This is a genomic window from Actinocrinis puniceicyclus (assembly GCF_018283645.1).
Taxonomy (GTDB): domain Bacteria; phylum Actinomycetota; class Actinomycetes; order Streptomycetales; family Catenulisporaceae; genus Actinocrinis; species Actinocrinis puniceicyclus.
In genome coordinates this window covers 26750-40234 of sequence record NZ_JAGSXH010000053.1, presented here as the reverse complement: position 1 = coordinate 40234, position 13485 = coordinate 26750, and the positions used below count along the sequence as shown (strand labels likewise).

Annotated in this window: 19 protein-coding genes; 10 read left to right on the top strand and 9 right to left on the bottom strand. The window is 69.3% G+C overall.

Features of this window, described 5'->3' with window-relative positions:
- The 4 genes from KGA66_RS16065 to clpS all read right to left on the bottom strand — a co-directional run.
- On the bottom strand, window positions 1–639 hold a 639-nt coding region (locus KGA66_RS16065), incomplete at its 3' end, for a glycosyltransferase 87 family protein (protein ID WP_211468932.1).
- Between the two features lie 194 nt (window positions 640–833).
- A complete protein-coding gene (locus KGA66_RS16060) occupies window positions 834–1247 on the bottom strand; it encodes a M67 family metallopeptidase (RefSeq protein WP_312886935.1) in 414 nt (137 codons plus the stop codon).
- A 49-nt stretch (window positions 1248–1296) separates the two neighbouring features.
- On the bottom strand, window positions 1297–1875 hold the full coding sequence (locus tag KGA66_RS16055; RefSeq protein ID WP_211468930.1) for a DUF2017 domain-containing protein: 579 nt from the start codon (window positions 1873–1875) through the stop codon (window positions 1297–1299).
- Window positions 1876–1945: 70 nt separating this feature from the next.
- The gene (clpS, locus tag KGA66_RS30170; protein ID WP_211468929.1) at window positions 1946–2245 is read right to left on the bottom strand and encodes an ATP-dependent Clp protease adapter ClpS; all 300 of its coding nucleotides are present in this window, start codon (window positions 2243–2245) and stop codon (window positions 1946–1948) included.
- Window positions 2246–2337: 92 nt separating this feature from the next.
- On the opposite strand from clpS, the gene KGA66_RS16045 reads away from it, so the two are divergent.
- A complete protein-coding gene (locus KGA66_RS16045; protein ID WP_211468928.1) occupies window positions 2338–3726 on the top strand; it encodes a nicotinate phosphoribosyltransferase in 1389 nt (462 codons plus the stop codon).
- Complete coding sequence (locus KGA66_RS16040; RefSeq protein ID WP_211468927.1) at window positions 3726–4295, top strand: isochorismatase family protein; 570 nt, start codon at window positions 3726–3728, stop codon at window positions 4293–4295. Before KGA66_RS16045 ends, KGA66_RS16040 begins: the two co-directional genes overlap by 1 nt.
- A 123-nt stretch (window positions 4296–4418) precedes the next feature.
- On the opposite strand, the gene KGA66_RS16035 is transcribed toward KGA66_RS16040, so the two are convergent.
- Window positions 4419–5354 carry an aminoglycoside phosphotransferase family protein gene (locus tag KGA66_RS16035; RefSeq protein WP_211468926.1) on the bottom strand — a complete coding sequence of 312 codons (936 nt, stop codon included), beginning with the start codon at window positions 5352–5354 and terminating at the stop codon, window positions 4419–4421.
- Window positions 5355–5372: 18 nt separating this feature from the next.
- Here KGA66_RS16035 and KGA66_RS31060 point away from each other — a divergent pair, with 18 nt between their 5' ends.
- The 3 genes from KGA66_RS31060 to KGA66_RS16025 all read left to right on the top strand — a co-directional run bounded on the left by KGA66_RS31060 (window position 5373) and on the right by KGA66_RS16025 (window position 7330).
- On the top strand, window positions 5373–5501 hold the full coding sequence (locus tag KGA66_RS31060) for a hypothetical protein (RefSeq protein ID WP_281416642.1): 129 nt from the start codon (window positions 5373–5375) through the stop codon (window positions 5499–5501).
- A gap of 148 nt (window positions 5502–5649) precedes the next feature.
- Window positions 5650–6219: a cysteine hydrolase family protein gene (locus KGA66_RS16030; protein ID WP_211468925.1), complete on the top strand. Its 570-nt coding sequence runs from the start codon at window positions 5650–5652 to the stop codon at window positions 6217–6219.
- Between the two features lie 640 nt (window positions 6220–6859).
- Window positions 6860–7330, top strand: a complete 471-nt coding sequence (locus KGA66_RS16025) for a reverse transcriptase domain-containing protein (protein ID WP_211468924.1) — start codon at window positions 6860–6862, stop codon at window positions 7328–7330.
- Between the two features lie 9 nt (window positions 7331–7339).
- On the opposite strand, the gene KGA66_RS16020 is transcribed toward KGA66_RS16025, so the two are convergent.
- Window positions 7340–7720 carry a hypothetical protein gene (locus KGA66_RS16020; RefSeq protein WP_211468923.1) on the bottom strand — a complete coding sequence of 127 codons (381 nt, stop codon included), beginning with the start codon at window positions 7718–7720 and terminating at the stop codon, window positions 7340–7342.
- Here KGA66_RS16020 and KGA66_RS16015 point away from each other — a divergent pair.
- From KGA66_RS16015 to KGA66_RS16000, 4 genes are all read left to right on the top strand, one after another.
- Window positions 7694–8206 carry a group II intron maturase-specific domain-containing protein gene (locus KGA66_RS16015; protein ID WP_211468922.1) on the top strand — a complete coding sequence of 171 codons (513 nt, stop codon included), beginning with the start codon at window positions 7694–7696 and terminating at the stop codon, window positions 8204–8206. The two genes, KGA66_RS16020 and KGA66_RS16015, sit on opposite strands and share 27 nt — an antisense overlap.
- An 81-nt stretch (window positions 8207–8287) precedes the next feature.
- Complete coding sequence (locus KGA66_RS16010) at window positions 8288–8614, top strand: hypothetical protein (RefSeq protein ID WP_211468921.1); 327 nt, start codon at window positions 8288–8290, stop codon at window positions 8612–8614.
- Window positions 8615–9613: 999 nt separating this feature from the next.
- A complete protein-coding gene (locus tag KGA66_RS16005) occupies window positions 9614–10261 on the top strand; it encodes a hypothetical protein (protein ID WP_211468920.1) in 648 nt (215 codons plus the stop codon).
- A gap of 32 nt (window positions 10262–10293) precedes the next feature.
- A complete protein-coding gene (locus KGA66_RS16000) occupies window positions 10294–10683 on the top strand; it encodes a hypothetical protein (protein WP_211468919.1) in 390 nt (129 codons plus the stop codon).
- Between the two features lie 754 nt (window positions 10684–11437).
- Here KGA66_RS16000 and KGA66_RS15995 read toward each other — a convergent pair.
- From KGA66_RS15995 to KGA66_RS15985, 3 genes are read right to left on the bottom strand one after another with little or no spacing between them, the layout of a single operon-like run.
- Window positions 11438–11731: a hypothetical protein gene (locus KGA66_RS15995; protein WP_211468918.1), complete on the bottom strand. Its 294-nt coding sequence runs from the start codon at window positions 11729–11731 to the stop codon at window positions 11438–11440.
- Between the two features lie 28 nt (window positions 11732–11759).
- Window positions 11760–12110 carry a recombinase family protein gene (locus KGA66_RS15990; RefSeq protein WP_211468917.1) on the bottom strand — a complete coding sequence of 117 codons (351 nt, stop codon included), beginning with the start codon at window positions 12108–12110 and terminating at the stop codon, window positions 11760–11762.
- Window positions 12100–12402, bottom strand: coding sequence for an ATP-binding cassette domain-containing protein (locus KGA66_RS15985; protein ID WP_211468916.1), 303 nt, complete (start codon window positions 12400–12402; stop codon window positions 12100–12102). Before KGA66_RS15985 ends, KGA66_RS15990 begins: the two co-directional genes overlap by 11 nt.
- A gap of 187 nt (window positions 12403–12589) precedes the next feature.
- Between KGA66_RS15985 and KGA66_RS15980 the strand changes: the two genes are divergently transcribed.
- Window positions 12590–13468: a hypothetical protein gene (locus KGA66_RS15980; protein WP_211468915.1), complete on the top strand. Its 879-nt coding sequence runs from the start codon at window positions 12590–12592 to the stop codon at window positions 13466–13468.
- Window positions 13469–13485: the final 17 nt, after the last annotated feature.

Genomic DNA, 13485 nt, shown 5'->3' with positions numbered 1-13485 from the left:
GCGCCCGCCCGGCAGGCCCGCGAGCAGCACCACCGGCCACACCTTCACCACGGCGCCGACGCCGAGCAGCACCCCGCGCAGATCCCAGGTGATCCGATCGGCCCGTTCGCCGGAGCGGCGGGTCGTCGCCTTGACCGTCGCCACCATGCCGCCGACGGCGAGCGCGGTGACGATCACGTCGTAGCGCATGAACAGGATCGGCCCGAGCGCGAACCCCCCGAGCACCCAGGCCCACACCCCCGCCAGGTGTGCTTCGCGCCCGGTCTCGGCCGCGATCCGGTCCGCCTGCCCGAGCAGCAGCCGGAACACCACGGCGTCCGCGCCGAGCGCGACGAAGAAGAAGGAGTTGACGTAGCCGATACCGATGTGCGCGATCAGTTTCGGCGCGAGCATGATCAGGGCGGCAGCAGGCGGGTACTGCCACTGGGGGTCGCTCGACGGGAACGAGCCGCCCGTCATCGTGTCGGCCCAGCCGTGGTAGATGTTCACGTCGCCGATGACCGCGCCGCGCGAGAAGTACGGCAGCGCTTGGAGCGACCAGAGCAGCAGCAGGAAACGGGAACCGCCCCACCAGAACCAGGCCCGCCGATACCGGGGCGCGAGAAGTGACGCCGAGGCGAGACGCCGCACAGCGCTCATCTCCCGCTCATCCCTCCCGCAGTCATCGGCTGCCGCCTCTTGTCGATGGCGCCGCCCCGTCGATGGTACGGGGAGGCGATCGGTGCTGATCGGCCCGGCGCCGGTTGAGCCCGGGACTGTTGTCGAACCGTCACGCGATGGGGGCCGTCTTCGAGCGCCCGCCGCGTCGCACCACTCGACAGGGCCGCGCCGCACTACTTGACGACGACCTCTTCCTCCGAGACGGTTCCGTCCACGATGCGGAACGAGCGGAACTGGAACTCGCCCAGGCCGTCCGCATCACGGGTGGAGACCAGCACGTAGTGCGCGTTCGGCTCGGAAGCGTAGGAGATGTCCGTGCGCGAGGGGAACGCCTCGGTCGCGGTGTGCGAGTGGTAGACCACGACCGGTTCCTCGTCGCGGTCGTCCATCTCGCGGTACAGCTTCAGCAGGTCCGCGGAGTCGAACTCGTAGAACGTGGGCGAGCGCGCCGCGTTGGCCATCGGGACGAACCGCTGCGGCAGGTCGGAACCCGCCGGGCCGGCGACGACGCCGCAGGCCTCGTCGGGATGATCCGCGCGGGCGTGTTCGACGATGGCGTCGTATATGGCCTTGTCGATGGTCAACACGGCACCAGGGTAGGGCACCGGCGCCGCTGCGAGGCGCGTCACGCCGCGGTCATCCGGACAGCGCCTCGACCAGCGTCTCCTGGAGGAAGCCGAGGTAGTAGTACACCGGGACATAGGCCGTGCGGGGGTCGCCCGGGCCGAAGTCCTGGCCGGGTTCCTGGTCGTCCGCGGTGATCTCCAGTCGGATGCCGAGCACCAGTCGCAGGTCGTTGAGTGCGCCCAGCCAGGCCGTCGCCTCGCCCGGCGCCAGGCTCAGCCGCCCGCCGCCCTTGATCCGTTCGAGGCTCTGCAGCGCCAGGGTGGCCCGGCGGCGGCGCTCGGTGGTCAGGTCCGCCTGGGTGTAGCGGCGAAACTCGGCGGTCGCGTCCGGGTCGTCCGGGTAGGCGTCGGGGAAGAGGCGGGCCAGCGCCGGGTCGTCGGGCCTGGCCGGCGGCGTGTCGTCGCCGAGGCCGTCGAGGCCCAGTTGCGCGGCCAGCGGGTCGCCCTCGTCCGGGCGGGGCGCGGCCGGGGACTGCTCGGTCAACAGTTCGAGCAGGTCGCCGAACAGGTCGGTGAGCAGCCGCGCCTCGGCCGCGCGCAGGTCGACGAGCACGGTCCCGTCGGGCCCGCGGGTGAACGCCGCGATCACGTTCCGCCTGTCCTTTCGAAAGGGCACTACTCGCTCACGAGCCTTCCCCGGTAACGACGCCGTCCGCCGCTCACGCACGTTGCAGCGTGGCCCACAGGCCGTAGGAGTGCATCGCGGACACGTCGCGCTCCATCTCCTCGCGGGAGCCGTGCGCGACGACCGCCTTGCCGCGGTGGTGCACATCGAGCATGAGCTTGTGCGCCTTGGTCTTGGGATAACCGAAATAGCTCTCGAAGACGTAGGTGACGTAGCTCATGAGGTTGATCGGGTCGTTCCACACGATCGTGTTCCACGGGCGGTCGGTCTCCTCGGCGGCCTGCTGCTCGCCGCGGACATCCGGCCGATCGACTTCAACCGGTGCGCTGGTCACTCTCACATCTTCGCATCATCTGAGAGTCGGCTCACACCGCGTTCGTCCCCACGGAGGCGACAGGAGCCGCTCGGCGGAGTACCCTTTGCGTCATGGTGACGATAAGTCCGGACCGGCAGGCGGCACAGGCTGCCGCCGCGGCCTCCACGGCCCTGTTGACCGACCATTACGAGCTCACGATGCTCCAAGCCTCCCTGCGCAGCGGCGCGGCCCACCGCAGGTCGGTCTTCGAGGTCTTCGCGCGCAAGCTCCCCGACGGCCGCCGCTACGGCGTGGTCGCCGGTACCGGCAGGCTGCTCGACGCGATCGCGGCGTTCAGCTTCGGCGACGAGCAACTGGCCTTTCTGGAGCGGACCGGTGTGGTCGACCGCGCCACGATCGACTGGTTGGCGCAGTACCGATTCCGTGGCGCTGTGCGCGGGTACGCCGAGGGCGAAACGTACTTCCCGCACTCGCCGATCCTCGAGGTCGAGGCCACCTTCGCCGAGGGGGTGCTGCTGGAAACGCTGATCCTCTCCGTCCTCAACCACGATTCGGCCATCGCGTCCGCGGCCTCCCGGATGACCTCGGCGGCGGCCGGGCGGCCGTGCATCGAGATGGGTTCGCGTCGCACCCACGAGCAGGCCGCCGTGGCCAGCGCCCGCGCCGCCTACCTGGCCGGGTTCGCCTCCACGTCCAACCTGGAGGCCGGGTACCGCTACGGGGTGCCGACCGTGGGCACCAGCGCGCACGCGTTCACGCTCGTGCACGACACCGAACGCGATGCGTTCCAGGCGCAGCTCGCCGCGCTCGGCAAGGGCACCACGCTGCTGGTCGACACGTTCGACGTCGCCGAGGCGGTGCGCGTAGCGGTCGAGGTGGCCGGCGCCGATCTCGGGGCGGTGCGGCTGGACTCGGGCGACCTGTTGTGGATGGCGCACCGGGTGCGCAGGCAGCTCGACCAGCTCGGCGCCCGTGACACGAAGATCGTGGTGACCAGCGATCTGGACGAGTACGCGATCGCGGCGCTCGCGTCCGCCCCGGTGGACGCCTACGGCGTCGGCACCCAGTTGGTCACCGGCAGCGGCGCACCGACCGCGGCGATGGTGTACAAGCTGGTGGCCCGCGCGGCCTCGCCCGGCCCGGACGCGCCGCTGGTCCCGGTCGAGAAGCGCTCGCCGGACAAGCCGAGCCGCGGCGGGCGCAAGCAGGCTTGTCGCCGCATCGACGCCGACGGGGTGGCGACCGCGGAGATGATCAGGATCGGCGCGCAGCCGGCCGACCCGGACTCGCGCCGCCGCGACCTGATCGCGCCACTGATGACGAACGGCGAGCCGGTGCGCCGGGCCACCCTCGAAGAGGGCCGTGAACTGCACCGCCGCTCGCTCGCCGAGCTGCCGATATCCGCGACACAGCTCTCCCGCGGTGACGCCGTGATCCCGACGGTGTACGAATACGGGGACGAACTCGAGCACGAGGCCAGGGACGGGTGGGCGCGCTGATGAACAGGGCACTGATCGTGGTGGATGTACAGAACGACTTCTGCGAGGGCGGCGCGCTGCCGGTGGTCGGCGGCACGGCCGTGGCCCGGCAGATCGCCCGGTACGTCGCGGCCGGTTCCGGCGGCGCGCAGTTCACCGTGGCGACCCGGGACTACCACGTGGATCCGGGCGCCCATTTCGGCACCCCGCCGGACGGCCCCGACTTCGTGCACAGCTGGCCGGTGCACTGCGTCGCCGGCACGGATGGCGCCGAGCTGCACCCGGCCGTCGCGGATCTGCGTTTCGACGCGGAGTTCCGCAAGGGCGCGCACGAGGCGGCGTACTCGGGTTTCCAGGGCGCGACGGCCGACGGCCGGTCGCTCGCGGCTTGGCTGCGCGAGCGTCACGTCAGCGAGGTCGACGTCGTCGGCATCGCCACCGACCACTGCGTGCGCGCCACGGCCCTGGACGCCGCGGAGCACGGCATCGCGGTGCGTGTGCTGCTGGACAAGACCGCCGCGGTGTCCCCTCTGACGCTGGCCAGAACGCTGGCGGATTTCGAGGATGCCGGGGTCGTCGCGGTCTCTTGACCGGGACCGGGCGTCCTTCACCGTCCCGCGGGGCGTCGACTTGCCGCGCCCCGCGTGCGGCGCCATCTCAGCTCAGTCTCGGGGGCTCAGTCCCAGTCCCAGTCCCAGTCCCAGTCCCAGAGCTCAGAGCTCCGCGAGTTGGGCGAACAGCCGGGCGCGTTCCATCGACCCGACCGGGAAAGGCGTGTGCGGGTGCTCGGCCAGCCACAGCGCCGCCTCGACCTCGCGGGCCACGCACCACGCCGCGAGCCGCCGCGCGTCCTGGCCGGCCATGTCCGCTATCAGCGTCATGCGTTCGGCCAACAGGCGCGCAGCGTCGGCCCGCGCGAACGGGTCGTCGATCTGGGAGATCAGCGGCCACACGTCGTAGCCCGCGTCGCCGAGCATCGGCTTGGCGTCGATCACGAGCCACGGCTTGCGCTGGGCCGCGAGGATGTTGCCCGGGTTGAAGTCGCCGTGCACGATCACCGCGCGCTGTGCGCCGGTGGGCAGCTCGCGCAGCAGCCGGGCGCCGAGCGCGACCAACCACGGATCGAAGCCGGGCTTGAGCCGTTCCATGCGCTGCTCGACCAGGTCGGCCCAGACGCCGGTGACCTCGCCGAGCCGCTCCAGCCCGGTCTGCTCGGGCACCGGCGCCGACCACAGTTCGTACAGCAGTTGCGCGCCGATCAGCAGCCGCCGGTCCGGGCTGAGCTGCTCGGCGTCGGCGAGTGTCGTTCCCGGTTCGCACCGTTCCACCAGCACGGCGAGATGGTCGCGATCCTCCCGGTACAGGCGCACGGCACCGCGCCCGTCCCACAGCCGCAGGCCCTCGGCTTCGCCCATCGCCTCCCGGTGCGGCCACGTGACCTTCAGCACCGCGGGATCTCCGCCGGGCAGCCGGACGGGCGCGACCCAGGAGCAACTGCCGCCGTTGAAAGGCGCGCCGAGCCGCAGCGACCAGCGCTCGCGCAACTCCTCCACGACGCCAGGCAGTCGCGCCAGCCAGCGCGGGCCGCCGTCATACCGCTGCACCGTCGCCACGACGGGAAGCGATGCGGGAAACAGATCGAGGTCCACGCGTATCCTCCGCCGCCGATGAGTGCTGCGCCCGTACTGAGCCAGATGGTGAGCCGGATCAGAATTCTCGCGGACGTGTTCCCGGCCGGCCACCGGTTTCACCGGGACGTGCTCGCCGGCTTGGCGCCGCTGACGGCCACCGGTTGATCGTTGCTGTCGGAGGCCGCGGCTAGCCTGGAAGGCGACCGAACAAAGCGGGCTGACCGGGGTCGGACAACGCGGTCCGAAACGATGCGGTCCGAAACGATGCTGCGGGGCGCCCGGTGGCCGCGGCACGAGAGAGCGCAGGGAGATCATGACCACACTCGAGAACCGGCCGAACACGGCGCTGCTCGTCGTCGACGTTCAAAACAGCGTCGTCGAGAACGCGTATGAACGCGACAAGGTCGTCGCGAACATCAACGCGCTCGTCGAAAGAGCCCGCGCGGCCCAGGTGCCGGTCGTCTGGATTCAGCACTCGGACTTGGACGAAGGCGGCATCGTGCACGGCAGCGAGGGCTGGCAGATCGTGCCCGAGCTGTCCCCGCGCGAGGACGAGACCCGCGTGGACAAGCACTATGGCGACTCGTTCGAGGACACCGCCCTGGAGACGGCGCTGTCCGTACTGGGCGTCGGTCGGCTGATCGTCTCCGGAGCGCAGACCGACGCCTGCGTCCGCTCGACGCTGCACGGCGCGTTCGCCCGAGGCTACGACGCGATCCTGGTCGGCGACGCGCACACCACCGAGGACCAGACGAAGTGGGGCGCGCCGCCGCCGGAGCAGGTGATCGCGCACACGAATCTGTACTGGGCCTACCAGGACGCGCCGCGCCGCACCGCGGGCACGGTCACGACCGCGCAGGTCGCGTTCCAGCCCGAAAAGTGAAGTCGGTCGTGCGCGGCACGCCCTGGGACACTAGGCGGTGTTGTTGTGTCCTGAACGTGAAGGAGTGGTTATGCAGTAGCCAGTACCGGATCGGTGCTGCACGGATGATGAGGGTTTTGTGGCCCCTCGGAGCCGCCCGGCGGTGGGAGGCTCCAAGCCGCCCCGCACTGCGTTAGCTGAAGACTGTCGTGGCGAACGGTCGGGGAAAAGGCGCAGGTCATGCGTCAGGCAGGGATCGGGAAGGCGAGCGGAAGCGAACCTCTGATCAAGCGTCGTAACTAGTCAGATGACATCGAAACCGGGGTTTCAATGCCGTCCCGGGATGGGCCTGGCGGGTGGCCGTCTTTCTGGCCAGGCGGTGTCCGGCGTACAGGAGGCGCGAGCCCGGTCTGCGGCGTCCGTGCGGAACAGGAGAAGGCGTGTCGCGACACTGCCCCCGGTTCAGCGGCCGGGGGTGAGAGGGAGAGCCCGCGAGACCCGGGGCCGGGCCCCGGCCGGGCGTCAGAGTACCGTCGCGCGGCGCGTCGGCGGACCGGCTCGTAGTAGTGGTGAAGCCCCTGTAACGGGGGTGGAGCGAAGGGGCCGGGTCGTTCGTGGCCTGATTCGTTGAGTCAACCGGAAGCTCTCCGGGAGGAGCGGTATGGATGGGCTGAAAGCACCGGCCAAGCCGTTCCAGATCTCCAAGCAGGAGGTCTGGGCGGCGTGGGAGAAGGTGCGCGGCAACAAGGGCGCGCCCGGTGTGGACGAGGTGTCGATCGGCGAGTTCGAGAAGGACCTGGAAGACAATCTGTACAGGGTCTGGAACCGGATGAGCTCGGGCACCTACTTCCCGCCGGATGTGAAGGCGGTCGCGATCCCGAAGTCGGCGGGCGGCACCAGGATCCTGGGTGTGCCCACTGTCGGTGACAGGGTCGCGCAGACGGTGGTGGCCGAGCATCTCTCGGTCCGGGTGGAACCCGTGTTCCATCGGGACTCGTACGGGTATCGGCCGGGCAGATCGGCCCTGGACGCGGTGGCCACCTGCCGGGTGCGGTGCTGGCGCAGCGACTGGGTGATCGATCTTGACATCCGGGCGTTCTTGGATGCATCGTCACACTGCTCCATATCCTGATTGTCGGTTTTAGAAGAGCCCGGTTTGGGTGGCTGGCGGCTCGATACGCAGGCCTTTCCTGCGTCCGGTGCGTACGTGGACTGCTTTGAGCTCGCCGCGCTTGACACGCTGCATGAGGGTCTGGCGGGAGACGCCGTAGGCCATGGTGGCCTCGAGCATGGCCAGCCATCCGGTCGGGGCGTCGTCGACGAACAGGCCGCGCAGTTGCTCGCTCAGCCGGATGCGCCAGGGCGAGCCGGGGGTGGTCTGCTGGCCGGGGATGAACCCGTCGGTGAGCCAGCGGTGCAGCGTGGAGGGCGCCAGGCCGAGGGCGGCGGCACGCGGGCGGAAGCAGAGCAGGTTCTGGCCGCGCTGCGGTCCAGGATGACCGGGGTCGGTCTGGAGCTGCATCCGGACAAGACGAGGATCGTCTACTGCAAGGACAGCAACCGGCGTGGCGGGTTCCCGCACATCGAGTTCACGTTCCTGGGGTTCACGTTCCGCCCACGGTCGGCCAAGAACAAGTACGGGGTGGTGTTCACCGCGTTCTTGCCGGCGGTCAGCAAAGCTGCCCTCAAGCGCATGAGCGCGACCGTGCGGGCGTGGAACCTGCAACGGCGCTCCGGCAGTGAGACCGCCGACCTGGCCCGGATGATCAATCCGGTGGTCCGGGGCTGGCTGGCTCACTACGGCCGGTTCTACCGCTCGGCGCTGTATCCCCTGCTCGGCCGCATCAACTTCAAGCTGACGCGGTGGATCGGAAAGAAGTACCGGCTCGGCTGGAAGCAGGCCGCGCGCCGCACGGCGGACGGCTATAAGCTCCGGCCTCGGTACTTCGCTCACTGGACCTGGGTGCCCCCGACCGGGGCGGTGACCAGGACGACAAGAGCCGTATAACGGGAGACTGTTACGTACGGTTCCGTGGGAGCCCCGGGCTGAGATTCCCCGGGGCGACCCGACCTTCCAATGCAAGCTCGCGTGAGCGCGGTCCTTAGCCGTATTGAAGCGGACTTCTCCGGCCTGCCCGTTGACCTGCCGAGCGTCGCGGACGAGACGATCACCGCGCACGGGATGCAGTTCACGGCGGCGGCACCCTATGAGCCGCTGGTCGCCTCGATCGCGAACCAGTTGCAAGACGACGTGATTGACAACATCGGCCGTACCTGGCCCGAAGTGGACGGCCGTCCGTTGTTCGCCTCCGCTGAGTCCGGGGTCGCCTGCTGGTGCCTGGACGGCAAGCCGTGGTGCGCGGTCGGGCAGCTCGCGGGCGCGCTGGCGGCCAATGCGCCGGACTCGGCTGAGTAGGAACACGAGCGGACCGCGCCGCAGACTGGGCGCGCGGCGTCAACGTCACCCGGCGCGGGGCTACTCCGCAGGGAGGTCCACCCTGAGCCGGGATCGAAGGTCCATGAGATTTCCATCCTGGAGCCGATGACGGGGCCTGCGCCGCGTGGCCCGTAGGTGGGCGTCCGGGCACGTCTCCCCGATGCCCGGATGCCCGGATGCCCGGATGCCCGTGTGGGTGCCCCTGGCCGTCGCCTGGAGTACGGCGGCCGGGGGCGCTCCGATCATGACCGGTGGTGGTCCCGTCCGTGGGGGTCTGGATCGCTGCTGTGCGGGGCTGTGGAGCGTCCCCCTGTCGCTGGTGCATGGTGGCCGTTCTGATGCTCGCCTCGCTGCGTGCCCCGGTCGTGCCTGTCCTCCGCGCTAGGGGGCACGACCGGGGCTTTTCCGACCAGGCTGCCGGCACCGCGGTCGTCTTTAACCGCGGTGCCGGCGGCCGGTGGTGACCGAAGGAGCGGTGAGCAGCGGCGGGACGTGGGCTGACGGCTTGGTGAGTACGTGGGGACGTTGGCCGGATCGGTTGCGGGGTGGGAGTCGTTGAGTGCGTCACGCGCTGTGTCCGTTCCTACGGCGGTGGCTGTCGCGCGTGACGCAGTGCTGGAACGTTGGCGAACTCGGGGCGGCCATTGGAGTGGCTGACCTGTGGGTAGCGGGGGCACATGCCGGGTTTCTAAGGCGAATGAGCCATCGGCCGGTTTCACCAGGTGTCTGTGATGTAGGGCGCGATCATGCCCGTTACCTATGTCACATGGGAGCCGCCTCGGCGCTTATCGTCACCGTCGGAGGCTAGCAGTACTCTCATAATGAGTGGCCTGATAGCAAGGCTCCAATTATACGGGTGCATACATCGTGTGCATATGCCACGCTGCCGTGGGGGACGGTTGCCGTCAGGATGCTTGAAAATCTCGCAATCTCACGGAGGAAGAAGACATGCGCTCTAGAAGGTTGATATACGCCGCAGTGGCATGCGCCGCTAGCGCGTTCGTCCTTGTCGGCACGAACGCGCAGGCTGCGCCGACGCCCGGCGTCAGCAAGACCGGCTCGACGGTCGACGGCGTGTTCGCCCACCTCGCCGCCGTTCACGGCGCGCACGGCGGCGGTCTGTTTAGCAGTGCAGAGGGTCAGCAGGTCCGGGCCGCGTTGAAGGCTGCGGGAGCATCGGGCTCGGGCTCGGGCGTCGTGGTCCACAAGGCTGCGGGCAACGGGTCCGTGTCACCGAACGTGGTGCCGCCCCCGGATCCTGGCAGCGACTGCACGGGGTACTTCAATGACGAGCCAGCTGCCGACGTCTATCTCCAGGAGAGCTGGACCAGCATCCCGTGGGGCGTCTACCTGACCGACGCCAATGCGGGACTGGGTGTGGTGGCCTTCAACAACCAGACCTGGGCCGACAACCGCGAACAGAACGGGTACTCAACCCACGTCGAACCGTGGGACTACACGTTCCATGCCAACCTGGGCAACCCCTTCAGCGTCAAGGGCGGCGGTGACTATCTGATGGGTCCCGGCGCATCGGTATCGTTCTACTGGTACTGGAACAGCGTGGCGGACCCGGGCTCGGGCGGATACGCGTGGGTCAACTGCACCTATGAGCCCGACGTCAACTAGCTGACGCGAAATCACTACGCTGGGAGGCAGCCGTGGACGACCCGCTTGACGAAGCGTTCCGGCCGGTCGCTAAAGACCTGGCTGCCTGTGGAATGAGTGCGGCACTGAGTCTAGCGGACCCTTCGCTGGGAGTGTCCGGGAGCCGTACCGCGTGGCTCCTGCTGAACGGTGCGCGCATCGGGCTGGTCGCGGCCGTGCTTGGGGATGCGGCCGGTTGGCAGACCGGCGTTGTCGCCAATCAGGTACAGGACCTCATTCATGACAACGTCAGGTCGCCCGATGGGCAGGTAGTGACCTGGCCACGGTGTCTGATCACTGGTCATCGGCATCCGATGACAGCGCTCGCGGAGAGCTCGGTCTGGGTGTGCCCGTCGGACGAAACCGTGTCGATCGCGATCGGCGATTACCAGCCAATCAACTAAGCAGGCCGTCAATCACGCCGACACCACTCACTGGTGACTGCGGCTGAAGCAATCCGTGCGAAGTCGGCGCGGCTGCCGTCCCCGCTGCTCCGTGCTGTTGGGGGCGGCGGGGACAGCAGCCGGTGGTGACCGAAAGAGCGGTGCCCAGGGTCAGGGCGTGGGCCGAGAGCGCGGTGAGCACGCGGGAACGTTGGCCGGATCGCTCGCCGGGCGGGAGTCGTTTGCTGCGTCGCGCGCCGTGTCCGTTCGCACGGCGGCGGCTGTCGCGCGTGACGCAGTAGGGAACCGGGGCGATCGTCTCGGCCTGGATCAGGGTTGATCGTGCGGGATGTGATCGGGTGTGGCGGGGTCGCGCGTTCGCGCCGCGAACGGCCGAAGGCCGCACGCGCAAGGCGCGAGGGCGCGCGGGCCCGCCGCGTGCCCGTGCGATGACCGGCAACCGTCAATACACTGACACTGTTGTGGTAGGATGCCGCTGTTTCTTTCTGATCATGGGCGGTGGGCTTAGCTGCCTGCGCGCGCCAACGGGGCGGGACAGCGGCGCGCGCCGCGAACGGCGCCCCAGCGCCGCACGCGCAAGGCGCGGGCGGCGCTGGGCCGTCCCGTCAGCGCGCGGCGGCGGCGCGAAGCGCCGCCGCCCTTGAGCCAGTGAAGATATATTGCGGAAACCAGGCCCCGGATAGCGTGTCAAGAGGCTGATGATTGGGGCTGGTAGGCATCGGTTACAGGGTCGGGATCGCGATGAGAGGTACGGTCAGCCCAGGCCGGCTTCGCTGAGTTCGCAGCATTCGGCATGCTGCGAGATGTAGCGGCGGTCGGGCGGTTCGAGGTGAAAGAACTCTGTGTCGTATTGAGGTTCCGAGTCCGGGTACTGCCTTCGTGTCGCCTCTCGGCTTCGGTACAGGCTTTGCCCTACCGGGGTGAGCGGGTCCACGCTCAGGTCGTGTCGCCTGACGGCGTTGAAGATCATCCGGAATGTCTGCTGGGCCAGATCGCCTCTAGTCTTGGGGATGTGCGTCATTTCGCGGAAACCCTTGTTGATTTGCAAGGGTTTCTCGGATGGGCTTCGGTGTCGGCTACAGGGTCAGGATCGCGGCCTGCCCCGACTCGATCGCGGCCAGCAACCGGTCCCACCCCGGACGCTTGCGGTTGCGCTGCCACGCCGACCGGTTGTTGTCGATATAGGCGTTCCCGGAAGCGACCTGGAGGCGTAGCCGCTCGGCCACATCCCGGCAGATCCGCTCCTGCCTCTCCACCCCGGTTTGGTCCTCGTCGTGGGTCTTGGAGATGCGGCAGTAGATGGCCGCGCCTTCCCCCTCCCAGGATGCCGGATCGCGCCGCGCCTGCTTCGGCCCGGTGATTCCGGCGACCCGCGCGAGATGCTGAATCTGCGCCCTGTCCAGCTCGTTTACCGTATCAGTACCCATACGAATAAGTGTACGGACCAGGTATGACAGTGGTGGACTTGCCCGCGCCGTTCGGGCCGAGGAAGGCGACCAGCTGCCCGGGCCGGATGCGGAAGCTGACCCCGTCCACCGCGGTCTTCGCCACCCGCTGCGGATGAATCAGGGACCTGATGGCGGAGAGGCGGCCGGGCCGGCGCGCCGAGACGTGGAAGACCTTGGTGAGGTTCTCGGCGGTGATGGTGCCCTCGGCGCCCGAGCATCCCTCGGCGTCGGCAGCGGCGCGGCGCGCGCCGACGTTCCGACTAATATTCATGGTCCCTCCCTATTGGCTGGCCCCAGCTTGCGCCGAGCCGCCCGCGCCCGCACGTGATTTTCACGATGTGGACTGGTCGGTGCCCGCGGCGGCCCGGCCGTCTTGTTCGGTTTAGTGGTGAATCGACGCCCCGAATTAACATCGCCCGTATTGTCGGAAGCCGGATGCGCGCGCTAGCGTGACCGACATGTCACGGGCAGTACCGAAAGTCCTTCTCCAGGCGTTGCTGGACGACTTCTCCACGATCCGCCGCCCCGGGCCGCAGATCGCGACCCGGCGGCGCGGCGCGGCGCTGACCGTCGCGGAGCCGGCCAGCGAGACCGTCGGCCGGCGCGTACTCCAGGCCGAGAGTTGGGACGATGCGGGGCGGCCCGAGATCACGCAGCCGGAAAATGTGCCCGTGCTGATCCACGGCCCGGCGGCGCGCGCACTGGGCGGCTACCGCAGCGCGGCGGCGGCGCAGGCGGTCGCGGGCGCCGGCATCGGCATCGACATCGCCCAGGAACGCGACCGACACTGTGTCGAGTCCGCGCACCGGACGTTAGCCCATCTGGCTGATGTCCCGCGCAGCGTCTCGGTCACCGTCGGGCTGGGCCTCGAACCCGGCTGGCGGCAGGCGCTGAGCATGATCAACGCCCGCGGCAGGTCCGTGCGCTTCGCGGTGTGCGGGGTAGACGCACCGGACACGCCAGTGCTGGTCGAGGCGATCCGTGCGGCCACCGCGGAGCGCTGCCCCTTCTCCTGGTCCTGCGGCGACTGGAAGGCCGTCACCGACCCCTGGGACGATCAGCTGCCCGGCATCCTCAACGTACTGCTGGCCACGGCCGCCGCGGTGCGCGGAACCGGCGGTGCGCAGATCGGCGCGCAACTCGCCCGCACCGACCGGGTGGAGCTGATCGACGACGTGCGTGACCTGGATGAGCAGATCGCAGGGCAGGTCAGGTCCCTGGTCCACGGCTTCGCGGTGCCGCGGGTCGCGCCCGTGGTCGATGCGCTCTGCGGCCTGGGCCTGCTGCCCAAGACCCGGCCCGAACCGTGGGAAGGCCCGGAGCCGACGCACGGCTGAGCGCCGGAGCAGTCGGC

What these genes read in the sequence shown, in the direction of transcription:
- KGA66_RS16040 (WP_211468927.1), top strand. Translation starts at nt 3,726, where the DNA reads ATGAACAGGGCACTGATCGTGGTGGATGTACAGAACGACTTCTGCGAG.
- KGA66_RS15985 (WP_211468916.1), bottom strand. Translation starts at nt 12,402, where the DNA reads ATGAATATTAGTCGGAACGTCGGCGCGCGCCGCGCCGCTGCCGACGCC.
- KGA66_RS31060 (WP_281416642.1), top strand. Translation starts at nt 5,373, where the DNA reads ATGAGTGCTGCGCCCGTACTGAGCCAGATGGTGAGCCGGATCAGAATT.
- KGA66_RS16015 (WP_211468922.1), top strand. Translation starts at nt 7,694, where the DNA reads ATGACCGGGGTCGGTCTGGAGCTGCATCCGGACAAGACGAGGATCGTC.
- KGA66_RS15990 (WP_211468917.1), bottom strand. Translation starts at nt 12,110, where the DNA reads ATGGGTACTGATACGGTAAACGAGCTGGACAGGGCGCAGATTCAGCAT.
- KGA66_RS16030 (WP_211468925.1), top strand. Translation starts at nt 5,650, where the DNA reads ATGACCACACTCGAGAACCGGCCGAACACGGCGCTGCTCGTCGTCGAC.
- KGA66_RS15980 (WP_211468915.1), top strand. Translation starts at nt 12,590, where the DNA reads ATGTCACGGGCAGTACCGAAAGTCCTTCTCCAGGCGTTGCTGGACGAC.
- KGA66_RS16020 (WP_211468923.1), bottom strand. Translation starts at nt 7,720, where the DNA reads ATGCAGCTCCAGACCGACCCCGGTCATCCTGGACCGCAGCGCGGCCAG.
- KGA66_RS16045 (WP_211468928.1), top strand. Translation starts at nt 2,338, where the DNA reads ATGGTGACGATAAGTCCGGACCGGCAGGCGGCACAGGCTGCCGCCGCG.
- KGA66_RS16025 (WP_211468924.1), top strand. Translation starts at nt 6,860, where the DNA reads ATGGATGGGCTGAAAGCACCGGCCAAGCCGTTCCAGATCTCCAAGCAG.